Source organism: Ekhidna sp. (assembly GCF_039940915.1).
In the GTDB taxonomy this organism is placed as follows: Bacteria; Bacteroidota; Bacteroidia; order Cytophagales; family Cyclobacteriaceae; genus Ekhidna.
Window position 1 is genome coordinate 1,190,789 of the sequence record NZ_JBDVFO010000001.1, and the last position, 22,590, is coordinate 1,213,378.

Sequence of the window (22,590 nt, forward strand, 5' to 3'; positions counted from 1 at the left end):
CTAATCACCTATGGGGAGGGGCGGCGCAAGTTGCCCCTTTTTTTTATATGATCTTTTTGAGTCTAAACCTCACTTTAAACTTTTTGCCATCACGGTTAATTCTGCATTTAATCCTTTTCCCATCCTTTGCTTGGAGCAAAAGGTAGATATCTGAAAGCGAATTATACCGTAAATTCTTTCCGTTGACAGACAGAATGATGTCACCCTTTTTTATATCTGCCTGATATGCAGGGCCATTTTTTTGGACGCTTACAACCTTTAATGTATCTAGCTCAGTGCCTACGGCGTTTAGAGACATACCACTCATATCATACTCAAAAGTATCCCGGTGCCTATTGCTCTCTTTTAAGTAAAATTTTCCATTGATGTAGTCAAAAGTGACGTTGAACCGATTCAAAAGTTCGCCACCAAAAGTTCCAACTCGAGCCCCTCTTTTTATCACTTTATTATATGCGCCATCAAAGGGAGCAGAAACAAGCATTTCCGTGAAATCAAAACAATCAATTTTAACTTGATCAATTCGTCCGACATACCCTGGAATATCCCCGGCTATACCACGACCCAGTCGTGTCACCACTGTCTTATCAGGCATAGAAATGCCTGTTAAATGGTTGTAATCAATGAGTGCTGCATGACTTGCACCTGTGTCTACCATGACATCCAGAGAGGCTTCTTCGTCGCCTTGAGAAATGATGGCCCTCATGAAGGGCTTAGATCCTCTCACCTCTAGCGGGACTTCTATTTCACGCTTATCTTTTTTGTATCTCTGAGGATCGTGAAGGGTCAGAATATTGTTGTCATAATCGATCTCAACAACAAATCGAGAGAAAATATCATAGCCAATTATTCCGTACACATCTTCTCCGATGTTTTCTGATAGTTTCAGATAATCTTCCTTCAAAACGAGCATATTCATGTTTTGCCCAATGATACCTCCTGGCAGACCTAGAGTTACCTCATTTGCAATAAAGGCTTCAACAGAGTCCACCAAACCAGGGCCATCAATGGAAATTTCTCTGACATAATTCAGGTCAAGGATATCGCCGTAAAGCTTCTCAGTTAAGATCGCATTCTCAACTCCGGTATCAAGGATAAATTTGAGCGTGAGGAAACGGTTGATTGTTACCGGAATTAATATCAGGTTACTGTGCTGCTCAAAAGGAATCTCGATTTTCTTGATCCTGCTCGGCATACTGAAGCCAAATTCTTTTTGACCTTTTGCGGTTGAACAAAGGCATGTATTTATTACAAGAATGAATACGATCAGACTTATTATCGGATTTCTCATAGGAAAGTCTCTTATGTAGTGAATTACATTCATCTAACAACATGGATAAAATCCAACCCTTATTTGAGCTATAAAAATTAGTCAAACAGATCCTTAATGTCGCTCTGAGAAAGACTTTTCACGAAACTTTCTTCTACTGAGATTAGATCTGAAGCAAGCTGCTGTTTATGTGCTTGTAGCTTGATGATCTTTTCCTCAATGGTGTCTTTGCTTACAAACTTATAGGCGAAGACCTTTTTTGTTTGCCCTATCCTGTGGGCTCTATCAATCGCTTGAGCTTCTACAGCAGGATTCCACCAGGGATCCAATAAAAATACGTAATCCGCTTTTGTGAGGTTAAGTCCTGTTCCTCCTGCTTTCAACGAGATCAAGAATATGGAAACGTCGGGATCGTTTTGAAAACGTTCAACCTGATGCTGCCGGTCTTTAGTTGAGCCATCCAAATAAGCAAAAGGAAGTTTTTGATTCTCGAGATAATCAGAAACAATTTTTAAATGCTTAACAAACTGGCTGAAAATAAGCACCTTATGGCCGTTAGAAATGGAATCTTCGATCATATAGGTGACAGCTTCTAGCTTGCCAGATCCATTTTCGTATTCAGGATCAATCATTTTTGGATGATTTGCTATTTGCCTAAGCTGCGTAAGACCTTGCAGCAAAATCATGTGTGACTTGGATACACCATCGGTCTCTATCACATCCATGATTTTACTTCTAAAAGCATTTTTCTCTTTTTCGTAAACCTCCCTTTGTTCATCAGACATGTTACAATATCGAACGCTGACTACTTTTTCTGGAAGGTCATCAGCAACCTGACTCTTTTCTCTTCTGAGTAAGAAAGGCTTAATCAGCGAGTTAAGCTTTTTAGTTTTTAACTCATCTTTCTGCTTTTCTATGGGCTTCAAATATTCTTTTTTGAAATATGCCTCATTGCCCAATAAACCAGGGTTTAGGAAGCTCATTTGTGACCAAAGATCTAGCGTGCTGTTTTCGATTGGTGTACCCGTCAGAATAAGCTTACGCCGTGATTTCAATTCTCGAACCTTCTTTGAAATAAGCGAATCTGGGTTTTTTATCGCTTGCGATTCGTCAAGTATTATGTAATTGAAATAAAATGAGGAAAGAAGCTCGGAATCTACACGTGTAGTTCCATAGCTCGTGATGATGACATCATATCCTGCAAATTGAGAAGTATCTTTCACACGGTTGATACCTGTGTAGTTCAGAATCTTCAAGCTTGGAGTGAATTTTTTTGCCTCCATCTCCCAGTTGTACAAGAGCGAGGTGGGCATTACGAGCAAGCTGGTGCTTCCGGGGTTTTCGTTTTTTTGGTGTTGCAAAAGTGACAGTGCTTGTATGGTTTTTCCCAAACCCATGTCATCGGCCAGGCAGCCTCCAAAGTTGTAATCTTCAAGAAACCTTAGCCAGTTGTATCCCGCAAGCTGATAAGGCCTTAGATCACCTTTAAACGACTCAGGAACTTCGTAATCTTCCATTTGCTCAAATGAAAGAAGCTTTTCGAGCTTCCTATCCATCGTGACTTTGGCTAGCTCACCATCTCTGAGTTCCTGTACCAGAGAAACATGAATTTTATTCAAGGTAATTCCATCATCTGTCTGAGATGAAAATGCAAACAAATCTTTGTACCGTAAGATCCACGATTCAGGTATTACACCTATTTCACCGTTGGGTAGTTTGATCTCTGTTTGCCCTTTCAGAATACACTTTCGTATTTCGCTGAAAGGAATTTCAAAATCGCCAAATTTGATTTTTGCTTTCAGATCAAACCAGTCTACTCCCTCACTTACTTCCAAATCAATCGTAGATTCTCCTACAAAAAACTTCTTTCCTTGCTGATTTTGTTTGATGATAAAATCTTGAAGTAAGTCACTATTCCTACCGATCCAATCAAATGCGGTGGTTTTTGGTAGCGTGACGCGAGAGTTTCTTAACTGAAGACCATTACTCGCCAGTTGCTCTATTATGCCTTTTTCACCTTCATGGTCGCGGCTGATTCTGTGAAAAGTATAGTTATCCTCCTGTTTTTCAAGGGAGACACTCACTTTGCTCAACTTGTCAGCATTGAAATTATGCCGACCGTAATCAAAAGAGAGTTCTAGTAAGAGCTTATCATTTTCTACAGCGGGGGCATTTCCTCCATCGTCAAAAAGCGTGGTAGCTCTGCTGGTTTGCAGCTCACTTACAGTAATCTTCGGAGTTGGCTTGGGTTTATGTGTGACAATATCAAAACCCTTGGCATAGACATCAAATTCCGAGATGAGTGGACCAACAAACTTCTGATAGTACGTCTCTTCAATATCTTTAGGGATGAGAATAAATTTCTTTTTAAGAAATGGTTTGAACTTCCCCCCACTTACCGGCTTAGTAAAAGTAAAAAGCTGATCATTGGCAATTAGCCACGCAGGCTCTTTACAGAGGAGGTAGCTTCCATTGTTTAGAAACTCCACTTTTTCTCCTTTTAGCTTAATGGTAGGGAAGTAATGAGTGTTGTCTTCGTTTTTGCGGAAATGAAATAACACCGTTGCTTTCTCATCCACTACCTCAATTTCTTTCCAGGCAGGCTCGCCATCTTTCCCCATCTCAAACAGACGCTTGCCATGAATCAGAGCAAGTATTTGAGACCTCCTACGTTCAATATATGCCTCTATTTCGCCTTGTAAGATCTTGTCGCCTGCTTCTTTGTCGAAAGTTTTTAGGAAAAATTCTTCAGGTTTTTGCTTCTTTTTCTGAAAGTGGTGAGCCACCTGATCTTGTTGGATTTGATCCATGAGTTTGATGATCTCGAAATCATTTTGGTCAAGCCCTGCCTCGAACTCTTCCGCATTTTTAGAAGAAATGTTTTGATGCGAATAGGTTAGTTCTCCCTTTTCGTTTAGCTGAACCACAAAAGACTCAATGAGAAATCCAAGGTACTCGTGATCGTACAGCGAATAGATGAGTTCAAACGGCTTGTCAGGTGATACTTTCACAGATTTTAAGATCAGATAAACTTCGAAAATAGTAAAAATCCAATCCCCAACCCTAGGAAAATGTGAAGAGTTTGTTGCCTTATTGTAAAGTATGTGTTGAGAAAGACTTCCCGGCCTTTATTGCAGGCTTTATTGAAGCAAGTAAGGTGATGATAATAATGGCAATAACAGTGAATAAAACGTCACTAAAGACAATTTCTACAGGATAACTATTGACCACTGCCGAATCCATGCCCATGCCTACAAGCCCAAAGTGTTCCTGCAGTAAGCTCAGTGAAACGCCAAGTACCAATCCAATGGCTGCACCAGTAAATGCAACAATGCATCCTTCGTAAAGAAAAATGTTTCGAATGAGTTGGGTGGATGCTCCTTGTGCAAAAAGCACAGAAATATCTTTTTTCTTCTCAATGACTAGCATCGTTAGCGAAAAGAAAATGTTGATCGAGGCAATACCAATAATAGCTACCAGGATTAGGAAAACGAAAAGTTTTTCAACTTTCAATACTTTGTATAAATCACTATGTAATTCTTCTCCCAGTCGCACATCGAATTTGTCCCCTAAAGACGATTGGATTGCTTTCTTAACCATTTTAGCGTTCGCACCTTCAGTCAGATAAATGTCAAAAGCCGAAAGTCTGTCACCATAATTGAGCAAGTTCTTAGCAAACTCTACCGGCACAAAAACATAGTTATCATCATAGTATTTTTCTATGGCGAAAATACCCCCTGGGATGATGTTGAGTAAGTTGTACATCCGGGTAGGATTCACCACTCCTGGTGCGATATCTTTTGGGTAGTACATCTGGAGCGTATAGAAATCATTTTTTAAGCTCAAGGATAAATCATACTGAACCCCACGCCCGATCAACGCATACCCAATGCTATCTCTAACGAGCGGAAACTGGCCAGATACCATTACGTTTTTGATGCCACTGTACTGGTCAAAATCTCTGCTTACTCCTTTCATGCGCACCAGTCGCTGAGCATCTTTATATTGCACCAATACATTATCCTCTACTACTTCTGATACTCCTGCAACACCTGCTGTTTGCCGGATGTTTTGAACATAGGTAGAATCAAAATCAAAGGATTTGCCAGTATGGGGCGTAACGACAATATCTGGATCAAAATGACCGTACATGGAACGTAGAAGTCCCTCAAGCCCATTAAAAACCGAAAGCGCAATGATTAAGCACATGGTGCCAATTGCCACCACCACCATGGAAATGATGGAAATAACATTAATGAAATTTTTCTTTTTCCCTGATAGGAAATATTTGCGCGCTATGAAAAATGGAAAATTCATTCTTCCGCTGGAGGAATATTCAGTTTGTTGATAAGGTTGTCGATTTTGGAAGCTTTTTCTTCCGTATCATCATGAAAAAAGGCAAGTTCTGGGATGATACGAACACGGCTGCCTATTTTCTTACCTAGTTTAAGTCGGACTTCACTTTTGATCTCATTCAGATGCTCAAACACTTCCTGAGTTTTATTTATAGGAAATATACTTAAGTGAATCCGAGCCAAGCCAAGGTCAGGAGATACAGACACACCTGTGATGGTACCAAGTGAGGATCCAAAATAATGATTGGGATCTTTCTGAAATATTTCAGCAAGATCTTTTTGCAATTGCTTACCGTATTTTATTTGCCGCTTACTTTCCATATATGCAAATATCCGAAGATAATCGGTAAGGGGTTTGACCAAATATTCTAATTTCGAAGATATTCTGATTTACATCTTATTAATCGATACTCATTGCTACGATTTTTTAGAATAAATGATCCATACAGATTAGCCATCATTTTTGTTTTGATGGTGATCATTCGATTCGTTCAGAGTCATTTCATTGCTGGCACCTCTTACTATGAATTGAAATGGTTGCTTTTGGGAGAGTGGGTAAGTGATGGTTTTAGAATGTACAGTGAGACTTTTGACTACACCGGGCCACTCGCTGTTTTTGTCTATAAGTACTTAAGCATGATTTTAGGAAGGAGTGCTTTTATTCACTACGGCTTCAGCTCCTTAATAATCATTTTTCAAGCAGGAATTTTCAACCAGTTGTTATTGAAGAATAAGGCGTATGATGAGAATGGGTACTTGCCTGCTTTTCTTTATATGATACTGATGGTGTCAGTACCGGACTTCATGACACTCTCGCCACAGCTATTAAGCCTCACTTTTATCCTGTTGGCTTTCAGGAACGTACTTAGAAGAATTGATAATCAGGTGACGGATGAGTTATTCCTCAATTCGGGGATCTTCATTGGCATAGCAACGATGATTTACCTCCCGTCAATAGTTTTTTTCCTGGTCTTTCTCTTTGCCTTAATCCTTTTCTCCACTGCTGCCTCCAGAAGGTTGGCGCTTTATCTGTTTACTTTTCTTCTTGTCTTTTCCATGTGTGGGCTTTACTTCTATTGGCGACAGGATTTGGGCCAATTCATTGATAGTTACCTCATTCAGAACTTTTTGATGAATATGAGTTCTGAACTTAGCTTGGTAGAAGCCTTGTTGCTTTCAGCAGGATTTATTGTTGTTTTCTTGCTATCCATTTTTAAAACATGGGGATCGGCAAGGCTGACCAATTACCAGCAAAAAATTCAACAGGTTATCTGGCTGATGTTTTTCGGTGCAATTGCAACATTTTTTCTATCGAACGAAAAGGCCCTTTTCGAATTGGTATTCTTTGTTCCAATCATTGCCTATTTCTGGACGCATTATTTCATCTTGTTACGCAAGCGAATTTTTCAATTTCTGATGCCTGGAGTACTCATTTTCGGGGTGCTCGTGTATGCAGTATTTTCATACCAGACATTTACAGAACCACTTGAGGTAGAAAATGTAGAAGGGGCAAAGGATTCAACTATGATCTTAGGCGGCGATTTGGACTATTATAAAAATGTGCAGATTAACACACCGTACTTCAACGCCCAATTAAGTGAACGTGCGTTTAAAGGATTGGATTATTACGGATCGGCAGGAGATTTATTTCTGCTTTTTAAAAGAGCAAATCCAACCACCGTAATTGATCATGCAGGGGTGATGCCACAGCTGATGCATCGTTTTCCGGAAATTCAGTCTACGTATGTAAAAAGGGGAGGAAACCGCTACGAAAAAATTAGCAATTGATCTTGTTTACTCTTCTTTCGTGACGTCCCCCTTCAAATGCCGTTTCAACAAAAGTATCTACCAGACCTTCTGCATATTCATATGCGAGAAATCTAGCCGCCAGACAAAGGACATTTGCATTGTTGTGTTGTCTTGCTAATGCGGCTAATTCCGTGTTCCAGCAAAGCGCAGCCCGTACGTTTTCATGTTTGTTGGCAGTCATAGCTACGCCATTGCCACTTCCACAAATAAGGATGCCCAAGTCACAATCTTCAGATGCAATGGATGAGGCTAGCGGGTGAACATGATCAGGGTAATCCACTGAATCGCTTGTTTCGGGACCAAAATCCTGAACCTCATGCCCTAGGCCTTCGAGGTGCTTTACAAGTCTTTCTTTGTACTGAAATCCGGCATGATCGCCACCTATTGCTATTTTCATGAGTTATTGGTCTTGGTTTTGTTTGGCTTCTCTTCGCTCTATACGCTTAGCTATGACAATACTCATTTGATAGAGCAGCATCAAAGGCATGGCGATTAATATTTGGCTAAATGGGTCTGGAGGAGTAAACACTGCTCCTAACACTAAAATTACGATGATTGCATGTTTTCTATAAGCCTTCATCAATGATGAGCTCACAATTCCTGCTCGGGTGAGAAAGTAAACGATAACGGGAAGTTGGAATAAAACTCCGCACCCAAAGACAATCATGGTGACCGTGCTGATATAAGAAGAAAGATCAAAAAGGTTTTGCAGCGAAGGATCTACCTGATATGTTGAGAAGAATCGAACGGAGATGGGGGCTATCAGGAAATAGCCAAAAAGTACGCCAAGCATGAAGAGGACGGTGACCGAAAAGGTAGCACCACGAGAAGCTTTTCTTTCTCGGCTTTTTAAACCAGGCTTTATGAATCGCCAGATTTCCCAAAAGAGATAAGGAAACCCAACAATGAGTCCAGCAAAAAATGAAACGGAGACGTGCGTCATAAATTGACTGCTCATCTTTCTGCTCACCAGTTCAAACGAAAGCGTGTCGATACAAAGAGCAGGTGTTCCAATTAAATCGGCAAGTTCGCAGAGTTTTTGATAGGTCCAGAAATCAGTACGAGAAGGACCCAGTATGACCGTCCCGATTACAAAATCCTTAGCCACAAAGGCGGCAATAGCAAATACAACAATTGCAATCAGGGAGCGAATGATGTGCCACCTCAACTCTTCGAGATGATCCAAAAAGGACATCTCTTTTTCTTCTGGTATCTGGTCTAAAGGCATGTATAATTAAGCCTTAAATAACGGAAACCCGGACATCCAGCTATTTACCTCAGTTTTCACCTCAGCGATTTTGCTGTCATTCTCTTTGTTGGTAACTACTGCATCAATCAAATCTACAATTTTCACCATATCACTCTCTACCATCCCTCTGGTGGTCACCGCAGGCGTCCCTATGCGCATTCCAGAAGTCACAAATGGACTCTTGTCATCATATGGAACCATGTTTTTGTTTACTGTGATGTCTGCTTTGATCAATGCATTTTCAGCATCTTTTCCTGTGATATCTTTTGAGCGAAGATCAATCAGCATCAAATGGTTATCGGTGCCGCCTGATATCACGTTATAACCTTTGTTAACAAAAGCGTCAGCCATCACAGCAGCATTTTTCTTTACCTGTACCAGGTATTTCAAGTAATCATCCGAGAGCGCCTCACCAAAGGCCACCGCTTTTGCGGCTATGATATGTTCGAGTGGACCACCCTGGGTGCCAGGGAAGACTCCTGAATCTAACAGAGAACTGAGTTTTCTGACTACCCCTTTTGGTGTGGTGATTCCCCACGGATTTTCTATGTCATCGCGAACGAGAATCAACCCGCCTCTGGGCCCTCGTAGCGTCTTATGTGTAGTAGTGGTTACTATGTGGCAATACTCCAAAGGATCGTTCAGAAAGCCTCGAGCAATTAGTCCGGATGGGTGCGAAACATCTGCGAGCAGGATAGCACCAACTTCGTCAGCTATTGCCCTAAATCGTTCGTAATCCCAATCCCTGCTGTAGGCAGAAGCACCGCAAATAATCATTTTTGGCTGCTTCTCTCGTGCTACTTTTTCAAGTTGATCATAATCGATCAATCCGGTTTCTTTATCAACACCATAAAAGTTAGGCTTGTAGAGCTTACCAGAAAAATTCACTCCTGAGCCATGCGTAAGATGTCCTCCATGGGATAAATCAAAACCTAAGATTTCATCGCCAGCATTTAAGCATGCTAGCATTACAGCTGCATTGGCTTGGGCACCAGAGTGTGGCTGAACATTTGCCCAGGTCGCACCGAAAAGTTCTTTTGCTCGTTCTCTTGCAAGATCTTCTATTTCGTCCACGACTTCACAACCACCATAATACCTTTTCCCGGGGAGGCCCTCGGCATATTTGTTGGTAAGCACACTACCCGCAGCTTCTTGTACTTGTGGTGAAACAATATTCTCCGAGGCTATCAGCTCTATTCCTTCTATCTGTCTCTTTTCTTCAGCCTTGATTAGGTCAAAAATTTTCTGATCTTTTTGCATGCCGTAAAATTATATGAGACAGTTTATATCTTCGCCTTAATCCTCATCTAAATATGGCTAAAACAAAAACCGTCTTTTATTGTCAATCTTGCGGAACAGAATCTGCCAAATGGGTTGGAAAATGCCCGTCATGCAATGAGTGGAATACCTATGTAGAGGAGGTGGTTTCTAAATCCACAGCAACAGCGGTAGACTTCACGGTAGAAAAAAGTAAGCCAATTAATATCAAGGAAGCTGGGGAAGTGGCTTCAAAGCAACGATTGAAGACAGGAATCGAGGAATTGGATCGTGTTTTGGGTGGCGGGATAGTAGATGGGTCATTGGTGCTAGTGGGTGGAGAGCCGGGCATTGGCAAGTCTACAATCATGCTGCAGATGGCCATTCGGTTGCCACAAAAAACACTATACGTTTCTGGCGAAGAAAGCGCGGAACAAATAAAAATGCGCGCCGAAAGAATTGGTACTACAGCGGAGCACTGTTTTTTGTATGCCGAGACGAGTCTTTCTCAGGTGATCAAACAAGCAGAGAGCTTGGCTCCAGATATCTTAATCATTGATTCAATTCAGACGCTGCATTCTGATCGGATTGAAGCTGCGATTGGATCCATTTCTCAAGTGAAAGAATGCACGGGTCAGCTCATGAAATTTGCTAAGCAGAAGGGAGTCCCAATATTCTTAATTGGGCATGTCAACAAGGATGGAGCAATCGCGGGTCCAAAAGTACTCGAACACATGGTAGATACGGTTTTACAGTTTGAAGGGGATAGACATCTATCTTACCGCATCCTGCGAACCATCAAAAATAGATTTGGGTCCACCTCTGAGCTTGGCATGTTCGAAATGAATGCAAATGGCCTCAGAGAAGTAACAAATCCATCTGAGATACTCATCTCACCACGTGATCCGGGACTGAGTGGGATTGCTTTGGGAGCCACATTAGAAGGTAATCGACCGCTTATTTTAGAATCGCAAGCGCTTGTCAGCCCCACAAGCTATGGCAACCCACAGCGAAGTACTACGGGCTATGATTACAAGAGACTTACCATGCTTTTAGCGGTGATGGAAAAACGACTTGGGATTCGACTGAGTACCCAGGATGTTTTTCTAAATATTGCCGGAGGCTTAAAGGTTCAAGACACAGCGATTGATCTTGCCATTTGCTCGGCGATATTCTCCTCATTTGAGGATGCACCAATAGGGGATGACGTATGCTTTGCTGCAGAAGTAGGGCTTGGGGGAGAAATCCGTCCAGTCAATAGAATTGAGAATCGAATCAACGAGGCTGAGAAGTTAGGCTTCAAAGAGATTTATATATCGAAGCACAACTTGAAAGCAAAGGATCTAGACCAATTCAAGATTAAAGTCCACTCCTTTTCAAAATTGAGTGATGCGTTCAGGCAATTGTTTTAGTGAGTGCGATTGCTACTCAGTACCATTTGCGTTTTTCTTGCCACTTCTTCCGTTTAGACTCTTCTTCTGCACATCACCCTCTCGTTTGCTGCGCTTATTCTTAACGTCTCTCTTTTTCTGACGCTTAATGATTGAATAGATGCCATCGCGTTTCTTGGTTTTGACTTTCTTACCCAAGAATACATTGGTGTCCAATCCCCGCGCACCACTATTCGTAGATCTTGTAAGGCTACTTTTATCTTCTTTTTCCTTATTATTTCCAAAGGCGAAGCTCATGCCAAATCGGAAATCAAATGCTTTAGCATCAGGAACCGAGAAATTAATGACCTGATCAGCAGCCATATACATTTGCACCGGGCCGCCTTTTACAGCAATAGCGGCTCCTACATTAAAGAACTGTTGCGGTAATTTGGTAACGCTGATGGAACCAGTAAATGCCTTTCCGAATTTTTGCGTAATTCCACCGCCATACATCATTTTGAATTGACGCTGTACCCATCGAGATCCAACCGTAACATAGATGTCTGTTTTTGGACTGTAGTGATATATCCAACTACCATAAGCAGTAGCAGGTAGCCAACTCTTGTATGGATCGAAGGTATCAGTAGTTTCAAATTTGCTAAAAAGCGAGTCTTCTAATGTTTGCTCGATATCATCCAGATTCTCTAAGTCTACTCCACTATAGTTGAAGGTAGTATCGGCAAGCGTGTAACTTTTAATATTTTCCTTCCAATTAATGAAGCCAACATCTACAAGTGAACCAGTAATGGTGTAATACCTGTTGAGTTCATAAGTACCACCAATATCAAGTGCAAACCCCGTATTCCCATTCATAACCAGATGTGAATTAATATCTCCGACTGTCTCATCATAGATATCAAATCCAGAGGTACGTAGGGTGGCATTTTTCCATTCGGCATCAATTTGAAATGCCTCCCCGTTGGAATTGAGTGTGGCGGTTGTATTCCCTGGAAGGCTAGCATTGCCAAAACCGACTAAGAATTTTCCTCTTAGACCGACAGTCAACTGATCATTTACTGGTGCTGCAATCCCCAACCCAAATTCCCTGAAGTGAGATGCAGTCAGGCCAATTCTGGAAATCTTAATGTCCTGGTTTAAGAAAGCACTGTTGCCATCGGTAAACACATACTGTACAAGTTCTTTTGAATAAAGAAAGTCTGCTTCCACACGCTCATTCGCAACAAAACTCAGCAAAACTCCTGATTTCAATTTGTACCCAAGATGGAGAAGGTTTACTCCTACCTTAGTTGAAACCATGTTTTGTCCTTGAAGATTGCCAATGATCTTAGGAACATCAATCAATGTACGGGTGCTTTCTACAGTGAAACCTTCATTGTAGCTAAACTTGTTATTCACATTGGCATGCACCCCTGATAAAACAGGTAATCCCAGAAAGAACTTGCCTTCAGGTATCAAGGATGGGTTAATCAGATTGTTTTGAAAAGTCGCATTACCTAAATGTTGAAATGACAGACTGGTCTGTGCATTTAGACTTAACAGAGAGGCTAGAAATAGTATGGTGGCAGTGATTTTCCTCATCTATAATTCCAAATTGAACTTACCTCCAATTCCAACTTTTAAATTCAGGGTATAGTTAGCAAGTATTTTCACATAGATATCTCTTGAGGTTTGACTTACAGGAGTATTCAAAACCATGGTGATGACTACATGCGAAGCGCCGCTTAGAAGTTCCACTTCTTGTGGGGTAAGCGCGATGTCTTGGGTAGCTCCACTCGGATCAGTGACCTCCCCGTTGATGTTGATCAATGGTGCCTTGATGACTGGAATATTTGTAAATCGGTCAAACTGCTCTTGACTAAATAGCGGGTCTGTTGTATCCGTAATTGGAAATAACGTTACACTATCGGCATCTTTGACCTCAAGGTTCACAGTTCCATTAAATGGAAGCTCATTGTTTGTTACCAGACGGATGAACGCTGAATCAACATTGCTCAAGTCTAATCCATCACCTAACCCGAAGGTTCCCGATTCTGAGAAGTTTTCCAACTGAATTTCCATAGGGACCTCTACCGCTACATAAGCACTTATGGAACTCGTGGGTTGAAGATAATTGCCCTCTGTCAGGCTTTCAGGATTGGATATACCAGCTACATCAAAAACTAAACGTTGAGGGGATTTTGACAACAGATTTACCAAATTGGAATTGCCGCGATTGATTTCTACGATGGTTTGAGCGGTTTCGCCAGGGGTAGCCGGAGTTGGAGTATCTAATCCGGATCCGGTTATCACAGGGTCGCTTGTAATGACACTTCCGGTTAAAAATGTCTGATCTCCATTACCATCTTCACCATAGACACTGGCAAAATCTACGCCTATCGGAATTCCAAAAGTGTTTCTGAAATCAAATGAAATACTAGGATTACCAAAAGTGATGCCCTCTCTGGCTGTTTGAGTGAAGAAATCGATTTCTATGGACTGGTTCCCAACCTGAATGGTATCTCTTCCGAACTTGCCATAGATCAAACTAAATGTTTGGTTGCCATACGTAAGATCAAATGAAAGAGTCTCTGTTCCAGCAAGCGATTGAGCTCCGTTGAGAGTTACTACCGCGTTCAGATCAATATCAAAAACATTGCTTCCACTGGGGTCTGATAGGACGGTTTTGTGATTGATCAGGGACCTGGTTTGCATATCAGATCCTCCTCCGGAGATATTTCCAGCTATTGTCATAGCTGTCCCGGTATTGACGTTGGTGGTGTTTGCAATCGTAAATGTGTAACTCAAATCTCCATTTATCGTGGAGGTGGTTGTTATAGTCAGGTCACCAGACTCATAAAAGACAGAATCAAGCTGCTCGCTGCTTTGCGGATTGTATTCTGTTTGAAAGGACTCGATGAGGTTAACGCTTGCCGGACCGACTGCAATCGGAATTGATGTCAAAGACCCATTGAAGTTGATGTCATTTATTTGAACAATATCATCAGGGGCACTATACGTGATTGTATCATAGTATAGGAGCGTATACAAAGAAGTAGAATCTTCCTGGAAACTCAGTGAATCCCCCGTCTGGTTGCTCACCAGATCGCGCATGAGATACGTCGTTTGTCCCAAAGGAAAACTAAACACGCCAGATATAGGCGTCACCTCTAAATCATCAAACTCCAACTCACCTACGTTGCAGGATGCAAATAAAGATGCGGAGATTATTATGAACACAAATTTTTTCACCGCTGACAAATTGTTTTAAAATTAAGTCTTATTGTATAATATTCTCATTTTTTCGATTAAAGCCTTCAATACCTTGAAGTCCACCCGTGTGTAATAGTACTATTCTAAGATTTTTTTCAAATTTATGGCTTTTAATCATATCCCAAACGGCAAAAAATGACTTTCCCGTATAAATCGGGTCAAGTGATATCCCAAAATTTTCTTTAAACCAATTAATAAAATCGATCAATTTTTGATTTGTCTTTCCATATCCACCGAAATGGTACGCGTCCATTATCTCATAATTTGGATTACTTATTGAGTGATTTTTGAGTAAAGTACTCACTTCCTCATGAATGAAATTGCCTTTTAAACTACTTACTCCAATAACTTTTTGTTCCTGAAGAGCAGATTTAAGTATTCCAGCGAAGGTGCCACCTGTCCCAATTGGTGCAACGACAACATCAAATTCTTGATCAATCTCGGATAGTATTTCTGTACACCCTTCAATCGCTAATTCATTTGTTCCACCTTCTGGTAAAAAATAATGATTGGAATATTTAGTTTTCAGCATTGCAGGGTTTTCACGCCATTCTCTAAACGTTTTCCGATCCACAAAGCAAAGTTCCATCCCTTTTGCATGAGCGGCGCGAAGTGTCTGATTGCTTTCTTTGTTAAGCTCATTTCCTCTAATGATGCCAACAGATTTTAAATGATGCTCAGCTGCAGCCGCAGCTGTTGCAGCAATGTGGTTGCTGTAGGCTCCTCCCATTGTGATGATGGACTCCAAGTTTTGATCGCGAATGGCTTTGAGATTATGCTTAAGCTTTCGCCACTTGTTGCCCATTATTTCAGGATGAATTAGATCATCTCTTTTTACATAAAGTTTAATGGCTCTTTTTTCTAAAAGCTCGTGCGATATTTCCTGAAGTGGTGTAGGAAGGCTAACCATCCCTTAAATTTACAGCCATGAGCGATGAACCTGACGAAAACGAAGAAGACTTATATGAGCACCATCACATCAAGGTGGATGCGGGGCAAGAATTACTCCGTATTGATAAGTTTTTGATGGATCGATTGCCTAACGTCACACGAAACAAGGTTCAGGCAGGCATCAAGGAAGGATTTGTGAAAGTGAATGGAAGCGATGTGAAACCAAACTACAAAGTGCATCCGGAAGACGAAATTTCTGTGATGCTACCGGAACCACCTCGCGATGAAGAATTAGTTGCAGAAGACATTCCGCTTGATATCGTTTTTGAAGATGAGCACTTACTCGTAGTAAATAAACCTGCAGGAATGGTGGTGCACCCAGCATACCAAAACTGGTCAAGAACCTTGGTAAATGCGCTGGCTTTCCATTTTCAAAACTTGCCGGAAATGAAGGGGAATGATGGTCGCCCTGGACTTGTACATAGAATAGATAAGGACACCTCCGGATTGTTAGTGATTGCTAAAACGGAAAAGTCCATGAATGGTCTGGCCAAACAGTTTTTTGATCATTCGATAGAGCGAACCTACTACGCACTAGCATGGGGGGTTCCTGAAGAGACGAAAGGAACCATCAATGTCAATGTAGGTAGAAGTTTGAAAGACCGAAGAATCACCAGAGCTTTTCCTGAAGGAGATTTTGGAAAGCATGCGATTACACACTACGAAGTTCTGGAAGATTTAAGATATGTGTCTCTTTTAAAATGCAATTTGGAGACAGGAAGAACACATCAGATTAGGGCACATATGCGCTATGTAGGTCATCCGTTGTTCAACGATGCAACCTATGGCGGAAATGAAATTGTAAAAGGGACGGTTTTCACTAAATACAAGCAATTTGTTCAAAACTGTTTTAAAATGATGCCCAGGCAAGCTTTACATGCGAAAACACTTGGATTCATTCATCCAATTACCAAGAAAAAAGTGTTTGTAGATTCAGATCTTCCAGAAGACTTTGCTTCAGTACTGACAAAGTGGAAAAGCTATATTGATCATACAGATTAAAAAAAAGGCCTTCCATTTAGAAAGGCCTTTTATCTAGATTTCTTTAGCTACTTTCTTTAGCTCTTGAAGGGGATTGTCATGCTCCTTATCTAAACCGTATATATGAAGGTTAATGTTGCGATACATGGCGTTTTGCTTGAAGTCCTCCAGAATTTCGATAATATCCGGATGAATAAAATGAGAGCGCGATGCATCAATGGTTACATCCGAATCATCAGGAATATGAGAAATTGTTTCGATAATACTGGCCTTATTCAAAAAGGTCAGATTCTCTGACAGTTCCAATTGGAGTTTCTTATTTCCATTTTCGCTGATTGTTTGGACCACATACGGTTTTCTGAAATTGTTATACAAAATCTGAAATATACCTACAGTAAGTCCAAGAAGAATACCAATCAAAAGGTCGGTGAAAATGATACCAAGAAGTGTCACCATGAAAGGCACGAATTCTGACCTGCCAGCTTTAAACATCGTTTTAAAAACAGAAGGTTTAGCGAGTTTATATCCCACAACTATAAGAATAGCCGCGAGACTTGATAGTGGAATTAAATTCAGCACGTTTGGAATAAATACCGCCGAAATAAGCAGAAGTAAACCATGAAAAATTGCCGATATTTTAGTTCTTCCACCAGACTGGATATTGGCAGAGCTTCGAACAATTACCTGTGTGATGGGGAGGCCTCCAATCATTCCCGACAAGATATTACCTGAACCCTGAGCGATGAGTTCTCGATTGGTCGGTGTAATTCTTTTTTGAGGATCTAATTTGTCTGTGGCTTCTACACACAATAAAGTTTCCAACGACCCCACTACGGCAATGGTGGCACCAAGTATCAAGACATCTTTTCTCAACAAGGCGGAAGGATCAAAGAAAGTAAATTGGCCAATGAATTCACTAAAGGTTGCTGCTACTGGTAAACTCACCATGTGAGTTTCGTCAATGTACAGTGACGATCCTTTGAATAAGATGTTGAGTATGATTCCGGTGGTCACGACGATCAAGGGCCCCTGAACGATCTGGAATACTTTGATGCGCTTCATGAATGGTCGCTCCCAGAGAATAAGAACGAACATTGATATCACGAAGATGATGAGGGCTCCCTCCTTAATGTAGTCCATCATTGTGAAAAGCTCTGAAAAAGTATTCTCACCATCAGGTTGGAAGAATTCAAGATCACCTTCAGGATCTGCATCATATCCTACGGCATGAGGGATCTGCTTTAGGAAGATGATAATGCCAATGGCAGATAACATGCCTTTAATGACTGATGAAGGGAAATAATAACCAATGATACCAGCCCTGGCAAACCCAAGGATAATTTGGATGATTCCACTTACTACGACTGCTGCAAGGAAAATAGGGAATGACTCCAAGTCTTGTATTCCTGCTAAAACAATGACTGCAAGCCCAGCTGCAGGCCCACTCACGCCAACGGCGGAACCACTGATCACGCCGACAATGATGCCACCGATGATCCCTGAGATAATGCCGGCAAAAAGAGGAGCCCCAGAAGCCAGAGCAATGCCCAAGCAGAGAGGTACGGCCACTAAAAATACGACTAAGGAAGCTGAAAGGTCTGTTTTAAAATTGCTGAATAAGCCAATATTATTACTATTGTTTTCCATTTAAGTAAAACTGATAAGTTGTTGTTGAGTAAAAAGTTAAGTACGTATGAAATTACGGCAACAACTTCGGCGGGGGGGTCTGAAAATCAATGGATGGAGTGTTCCAAAATCTATCTTGATGTCTTGCCAGACCGGTTCGACTAATAATTGAATTCTCCGCCAGCATGATAGACTCAAGTCTATTTGTCGTTTTTTCTTTCTCCTTCTCTTTGCCCTCCTCATGCTCCATTTCAGCATCTGTTTCCGCAGAGATAACATCCACAGTTTCTGCGAGTGCAGAAGCCTCACAGATCATTGCCGAGCAAAGTACGAAGGCTAGAAGTCGAATGTAAAATATATTCCGCATGAAAGGCTAATAACCACTGAATACTGTTTTTTGTTCAAAACAGTGAATTGGCATACGTAAATATAAGTGAGGAGGTTTTGTGCAAAAAGTGTAGACTCATCTTTATGATGAATGGCTCTTAAATGTCAGCAATTGATCTAAATATTCGCGATTATTTGCCAGACGAGGTACTTTGTGTTGCCCACCTAATTTTCCGCGAGATTTCATCCAATGATAAAAAGTGTTCTGAGGAACCACATGGATGATTGGTTCCTGCAATGCAATGTCTTTGTATCGTTTGGCATCATAGTCGGAGTTTACTTCGCGCAGCTTTTCATCCAATAGCTTTGTGAATCTTTCCATATCATTGGGATCTCGTGTAAACTCAATGACCCATTCATGACCACCTTTGTTTCCCTCTCCTAAATACAAAGGCCCTGCGGTGAAGTTGTCAATGGCAGCATCCGTTTTTTTGCAAGCTTCGGCTATGGCTACTTCTGCATTATCTATGATTAATTCTTCACCAAAGGCATTTATAAAGTGCTTGGTACGGCCTGAAATTTTGATTCGATATGGATCTATGCTAGTAAAAATTACGGTATCACCAATGCGATATCGCCAGAGACCAGCATTGGTTGTTATGAGTATCGCATAATTCTTACCTACTTCAACTTCATCAAGGGTCAAAGTTGTTGGGTTGTCTCTGTCAAGTTCGTTGAAGGGGATAAATTCATAGAAAATTCCATAATCCAGCATGAGGAGCATTTCCTTGCTGTCGACCTGATCCGTGATTCCAAAAAATCCTTCAGAGGCGTTGTACGTCTCCATGTAGCGCATCGTTGGCGATGGAATTAGTTTTTTGAATAACTCCTCATACGGGGTAAACGAAACGGCACCATGAAAAAACACTTCCAAGTTTGGCCAAACCTCTAGAATGTTGCTTGCATTATTTCGTTCGAGCATCTTCTCGATAAGCACAATCATCCAGGTAGGAACGCCGGAAATATTGGTGACATTCTCATTCGAGGTAATGTCAACCATCTTATCAATTTTTTCTTCCCACTCATCCATCAGCGCAATATCCAGACTGGGAGTGCGTACCATCTGAGCCCACCAGGGAAGGTTTTTGAGCAATACAGCAGAGACATCACCGTAGTAAGAATTTGAGTTTTTGTCAAATTGATTGATCTGATGGCTGCCGCCAATCACCAGTCCTTTCCCAGCAAACATTTTAGCTTCTGGATAATTGTTGAAATAGATGCTGAGTAAGTCTTTCCCTCCTTTGTAATGGCAATCGTCAAGGGCTTCCTGAGAGACAGGGATGAATTTGCTTCGTGCATTGGTCGTTCCCGAAGACTTTGCAAACCATCGAATATCGGAAGGCCACAAGATGTTTTGCTCTCCCTTCATCAATCGCTCGATATAAGGAAACAAGTCTTCGTAATCTACGATTGGGACTTTGTTCTTGAAGTGCTCATAGTTTTCTATGGTGCCGAATCCATACTTTTTGCCGTATTCGGTCTTTGAAGATTTTTTGACCATCTCCTCCAAAAGCTCATTTTGGACTTCATGAGGATATTTCATAAACAGCTCAATCTGATGAATTCGCTTTTTCATCACCCAAGACAATATGGAGTTGAGCAGTTCCATGCTTATACCTTTCGCTTTAGCTCGAAATGCTTACCAAGATAAACCTTCCTTACTTGTTCATCATTGGCGAGTTCTTCGGCGGTACCAGCTTTCAACAACTTACCTTCAAACATGAGGTAAGCTCTATCTGTGATCGAAAGCGTTTCATTCACATTATGATCCGTAATAAGGATGCCAATATTTTTATTTTTTAGTTGAGCTACTATTGTCTGTATTTCTTCCACTGCAATGGGATCTACTCCAGCAAAAGGTTCATCGAGAAGTACAAAGCTTGGGTCTACGGCTAGTGCTCTGGCAATCTCGGTTCTTCGACGCTCACCTCCAGACAGTACCTGCCCAAGATTTTTACGAACATGAGTTAAGCTAAACTCTTCGAGCAGACTCTCACATTTTTCTTTCTGTTCTTGCTTGGTTCTTCCGGTCATTTCAAGGACTGCAAGAATATTGTCTTCTACGCTCAGTTTTCGAAAAACCGAAGCTTCTTGCGCGAGATACCCAATCCCTCGTTTAGCTCTTTGATACATGGGGAGTTCCGTGATATCTTCCTCATCGAGGAAAATATGACCCTCATTCGGCTTGATAAGACCTACAATCATATAAAAAGAGGTGGTCTTTCCAGCCCCATTAGGGCCAAGCAGACCAACAATTTCTCCAGTTTTTACCGTAACAGAGATGTCATTTACGACTTTCCTCTTTTTGTATTTTTTAACCAGATGTTCTGCGCGTAATTCCATAAAAGATGTGCAAGTTATGCATCAATTCTTACATCCTTGAGATTAAGAATGAGTGACTTATTTCCTAAGTAATTATTTTCTTCCAGGTGATAGGCTATATTAAAAGGTTCTCCTACATTGATTTGATCCAATTTATCTGCCATACCAAATCCAATAAACTCAAAACGCCTGGTGCTGTTTTCTGCATGCACAAATCCTTTGAGGTGTTTGTCTTTGATCACTTTCGGTATGGCATCCACGAATACATTTTTTGTGCCAAAGACGGGAGACATATTTTGAGGGCCAAATGGTGCCATCTGATTCATCACATTGTAAGTCTTAAAAGTAATTTCGGAAAGGGGTATTTCACAATCTATTTCCACCTTGGGAATGAGCTGGTCTGGAAGAATACGCGAACCAACCACTTCTTCGAATTTGCTGATAAACTTCTCTACGTTGGTCAGTGGTAGTGTGAGACCAGCTGCATGTGTATGCCCACCAAATTGATCCAGCAACTCGGCGCAATCTGATATGGCCTGGTGCACATCGAACCCATCAACGGATCGTGCTGAGCCCGTAGCCTTTCCTTTTGATTCAGTAAGTATAATGGTGGGCCGATGGTAATGCTCAATGCATCTGGATGCGACTATGCCAATGACCCCTTTGTGCCAGTCTTCCTTAAAGAGCACCGTGGATTTCTTGTCAGCATCTAATTCACTGATCATTTCTAGTGCTTCAGCCGTAATTTGTTGATCAAATTCCCGACGCTCTTTATTTCTGTCATTCAGATTATCAGCAAAGGCATCAGTTTGAGTGGAATCTCCGATTAGCAGATTCACAGATTCTTTAGCATGCGTGAGTCTACCCGCAGCGTTTATTCTTGGGCCAATCGAAAACACGACATCCGTAATGGAGAATTGATTTTTCTTTCCGCTGATCTCAATCAAGGACTTTAACCCTGCTGAAGGATCCAGGTTTAATTTTTTTAATCCATAATGCGCAAGAATTCTGTTTTCATCTACGATGGGGACAATGTCGCATCCGATGCTCACGGCAACCAAATCCAAAAGATCAAACAGCTTTTCCTTTTCAATGGTATTCTGTTGGCAGAATCCTTCAAGCAGTTTGAATCCAACGCCACAGCCTGAAAGCTCCTTGTATGGGTATGGGCAGTTCTTTTGCTTTGGATCCAAAAGAGCAAAGGCATCTGGCAGTTCATCTCCCGGTAAGTGATGATCACAAATGATCAGGTCAATATCAGCTTCTTTGGCCTGCTTAGCTCTATCTACGGCTCTTATGCCACAATCCAGAGCTATGATCAAATCAAAGTTGTTTGTTATGGCGTGATTAATTCCTTTCTCGGAAATACCATATCCTTCGGTATACCGATCTGGGATGTAGAATTCAAGTTGGTCTGAAAACTGTTTTAAGAACAGGTACATCAAACTGACCGATGTGGTACCATCTACGTCGTAATCTCCATAGATCAGAATTTTCTCTTTGTTGAATACCGCGTCAGTTAACCGATTAACTGCTCGATCCATGTTGAGCATCAAGAAAGGGTCATGCAAACGAGAAAGCGAGGGTCTGAAAAAAATCTTAGCCTCATCAAAAGTGGTAATGCCTCTTTGAACCAGTATTTTTGATAGGTACTCGCTAATGTTGATTTCTCTGCTGATTTTTTCAACAATCTCCTTATCAGGTTCGTCTTTATATACCCATCTTTTTTCCACGGGTTGAAGA

18 protein-coding genes are annotated in these 22,590 nt (G+C 41.3%); 3 read left to right on the forward strand and 15 right to left on the reverse strand.

All coding sequences use genetic code 11. The features are described from left to right. Window positions 1–43 precede the first annotated feature (43 nt). The 4 genes from ABJF57_RS05270 to rbfA all read right to left on the reverse strand — a co-directional run bounded on the left by ABJF57_RS05270 (window position 44) and on the right by rbfA (window position 5,943). On the reverse strand, window positions 44–1,288 hold the full coding sequence (locus tag ABJF57_RS05270; RefSeq protein WP_462230492.1) for a PDZ domain-containing protein: 1,245 nt from the start codon (window positions 1,286–1,288) through the stop codon (window positions 44–46). Window positions 1,289–1,365: 77 nt separating this feature from the next. Beyond that, window positions 1,366–4,278, reverse strand: coding sequence for a DEAD/DEAH box helicase (locus ABJF57_RS05275; RefSeq protein ID WP_462230490.1), 2,913 nt, complete (start codon window positions 4,276–4,278; stop codon window positions 1,366–1,368). A 79-nt stretch (window positions 4,279–4,357) separates the two neighbouring features. Then, the gene (locus tag ABJF57_RS05280) at window positions 4,358–5,584 is read right to left on the reverse strand and encodes an FtsX-like permease family protein (RefSeq protein WP_462230488.1); all 1,227 of its coding nucleotides are present in this window, start codon (window positions 5,582–5,584) and stop codon (window positions 4,358–4,360) included. Continuing rightward, window positions 5,581–5,943 carry a 30S ribosome-binding factor RbfA gene (rbfA, locus tag ABJF57_RS05285; RefSeq protein ID WP_462230486.1) on the reverse strand — a complete coding sequence of 121 codons (363 nt, stop codon included), beginning with the start codon at window positions 5,941–5,943 and terminating at the stop codon, window positions 5,581–5,583. Before rbfA ends, ABJF57_RS05280 begins: the two co-directional genes overlap by 4 nt. 93 nt (window positions 5,944–6,036) lie before the next feature. Here rbfA and ABJF57_RS05290 point away from each other — a divergent pair, with 93 nt between their 5' ends. Next, window positions 6,037–7,410, forward strand: coding sequence for a hypothetical protein (locus ABJF57_RS05290; RefSeq protein ID WP_462230484.1), 1,374 nt, complete (start codon window positions 6,037–6,039; stop codon window positions 7,408–7,410). On the opposite strand, the gene rpiB is transcribed toward ABJF57_RS05290, so the two are convergent. From rpiB to glyA, 3 genes are read right to left on the reverse strand one after another with little or no spacing between them, the layout of a single operon-like run. Continuing rightward, a complete protein-coding gene (gene rpiB / locus ABJF57_RS05295; protein WP_462230482.1) occupies window positions 7,400–7,828 on the reverse strand; it encodes a ribose 5-phosphate isomerase B in 429 nt (142 codons plus the stop codon). The two genes, ABJF57_RS05290 and rpiB, sit on opposite strands and share 11 nt — an antisense overlap. Before the next feature lie 3 nt (window positions 7,829–7,831). After that, window positions 7,832–8,659, reverse strand: coding sequence for a twin-arginine translocase subunit TatC (tatC, locus tag ABJF57_RS05300; protein WP_462230480.1), 828 nt, complete (start codon window positions 8,657–8,659; stop codon window positions 7,832–7,834). 6 nt (window positions 8,660–8,665) lie between these two features. Continuing rightward, entirely contained in the window at window positions 8,666–9,940 is a 1,275-nt protein-coding gene (glyA, locus tag ABJF57_RS05305; RefSeq protein ID WP_462230478.1) for a serine hydroxymethyltransferase, read from the reverse strand. Between the two features lie 53 nt (window positions 9,941–9,993). On the opposite strand from glyA, the gene radA reads away from it, so the two are divergent. Next, window positions 9,994–11,349, forward strand: coding sequence for a DNA repair protein RadA (gene radA, locus ABJF57_RS05310; protein ID WP_462230476.1), 1,356 nt, complete (start codon window positions 9,994–9,996; stop codon window positions 11,347–11,349). Between the two features lie 12 nt (window positions 11,350–11,361). On the opposite strand, the gene ABJF57_RS05315 is transcribed toward radA, so the two are convergent. The 3 genes from ABJF57_RS05315 to ABJF57_RS05325 are packed head-to-tail and all read right to left on the reverse strand — an operon-like array spanning window position 11,362 to window position 15,490. Beyond that, on the reverse strand, window positions 11,362–12,909 hold the full coding sequence (locus tag ABJF57_RS05315; RefSeq protein WP_462230474.1) for a DUF5723 family protein: 1,548 nt from the start codon (window positions 12,907–12,909) through the stop codon (window positions 11,362–11,364). Then, on the reverse strand, window positions 12,910–14,547 hold the full coding sequence (locus ABJF57_RS05320; RefSeq protein ID WP_462230472.1) for a hypothetical protein: 1,638 nt from the start codon (window positions 14,545–14,547) through the stop codon (window positions 12,910–12,912). It abuts the gene before it with no gap. Between the two features lie 40 nt (window positions 14,548–14,587). Then, on the reverse strand, window positions 14,588–15,490 hold the full coding sequence (locus ABJF57_RS05325) for a 1-aminocyclopropane-1-carboxylate deaminase/D-cysteine desulfhydrase (RefSeq protein ID WP_462230470.1): 903 nt from the start codon (window positions 15,488–15,490) through the stop codon (window positions 14,588–14,590). 17 nt (window positions 15,491–15,507) lie between these two features. Between ABJF57_RS05325 and ABJF57_RS05330 the strand changes: the two genes are divergently transcribed. After that, window positions 15,508–16,533: an RluA family pseudouridine synthase gene (locus ABJF57_RS05330; protein ID WP_462230468.1), complete on the forward strand. Its 1,026-nt coding sequence runs from the start codon at window positions 15,508–15,510 to the stop codon at window positions 16,531–16,533. A 33-nt stretch (window positions 16,534–16,566) separates the two neighbouring features. Here the strand turns inward: ABJF57_RS05330 and ABJF57_RS05335 are convergent, their stop codons facing one another. The 5 genes from ABJF57_RS05335 to recJ all read right to left on the reverse strand — a co-directional run bounded on the left by ABJF57_RS05335 (window position 16,567) and on the right by recJ (window position 22,580). Then, a complete protein-coding gene (locus tag ABJF57_RS05335; RefSeq protein WP_462230466.1) occupies window positions 16,567–18,159 on the reverse strand; it encodes a SulP family inorganic anion transporter in 1,593 nt (530 codons plus the stop codon). Window positions 18,160–18,211: 52 nt separating this feature from the next. Continuing rightward, window positions 18,212–18,505 carry a hypothetical protein gene (locus ABJF57_RS05340; protein WP_462230464.1) on the reverse strand — a complete coding sequence of 98 codons (294 nt, stop codon included), beginning with the start codon at window positions 18,503–18,505 and terminating at the stop codon, window positions 18,212–18,214. Window positions 18,506–18,607: 102 nt separating this feature from the next. Further along, on the reverse strand, window positions 18,608–20,134 hold the full coding sequence (locus tag ABJF57_RS05345) for a GH3 auxin-responsive promoter family protein (RefSeq protein WP_462230463.1): 1,527 nt from the start codon (window positions 20,132–20,134) through the stop codon (window positions 18,608–18,610). A gap of 2 nt (window positions 20,135–20,136) precedes the next feature. Beyond that, complete coding sequence (gene lptB / locus ABJF57_RS05350; RefSeq protein ID WP_462230461.1) at window positions 20,137–20,868, reverse strand: LPS export ABC transporter ATP-binding protein; 732 nt, start codon at window positions 20,866–20,868, stop codon at window positions 20,137–20,139. A 14-nt stretch (window positions 20,869–20,882) separates the two neighbouring features. Further along, window positions 20,883–22,580 carry a single-stranded-DNA-specific exonuclease RecJ gene (gene recJ / locus ABJF57_RS05355; protein WP_462230459.1) on the reverse strand — a complete coding sequence of 566 codons (1,698 nt, stop codon included), beginning with the start codon at window positions 22,578–22,580 and terminating at the stop codon, window positions 20,883–20,885. Window positions 22,581–22,590: the final 10 nt, after the last annotated feature.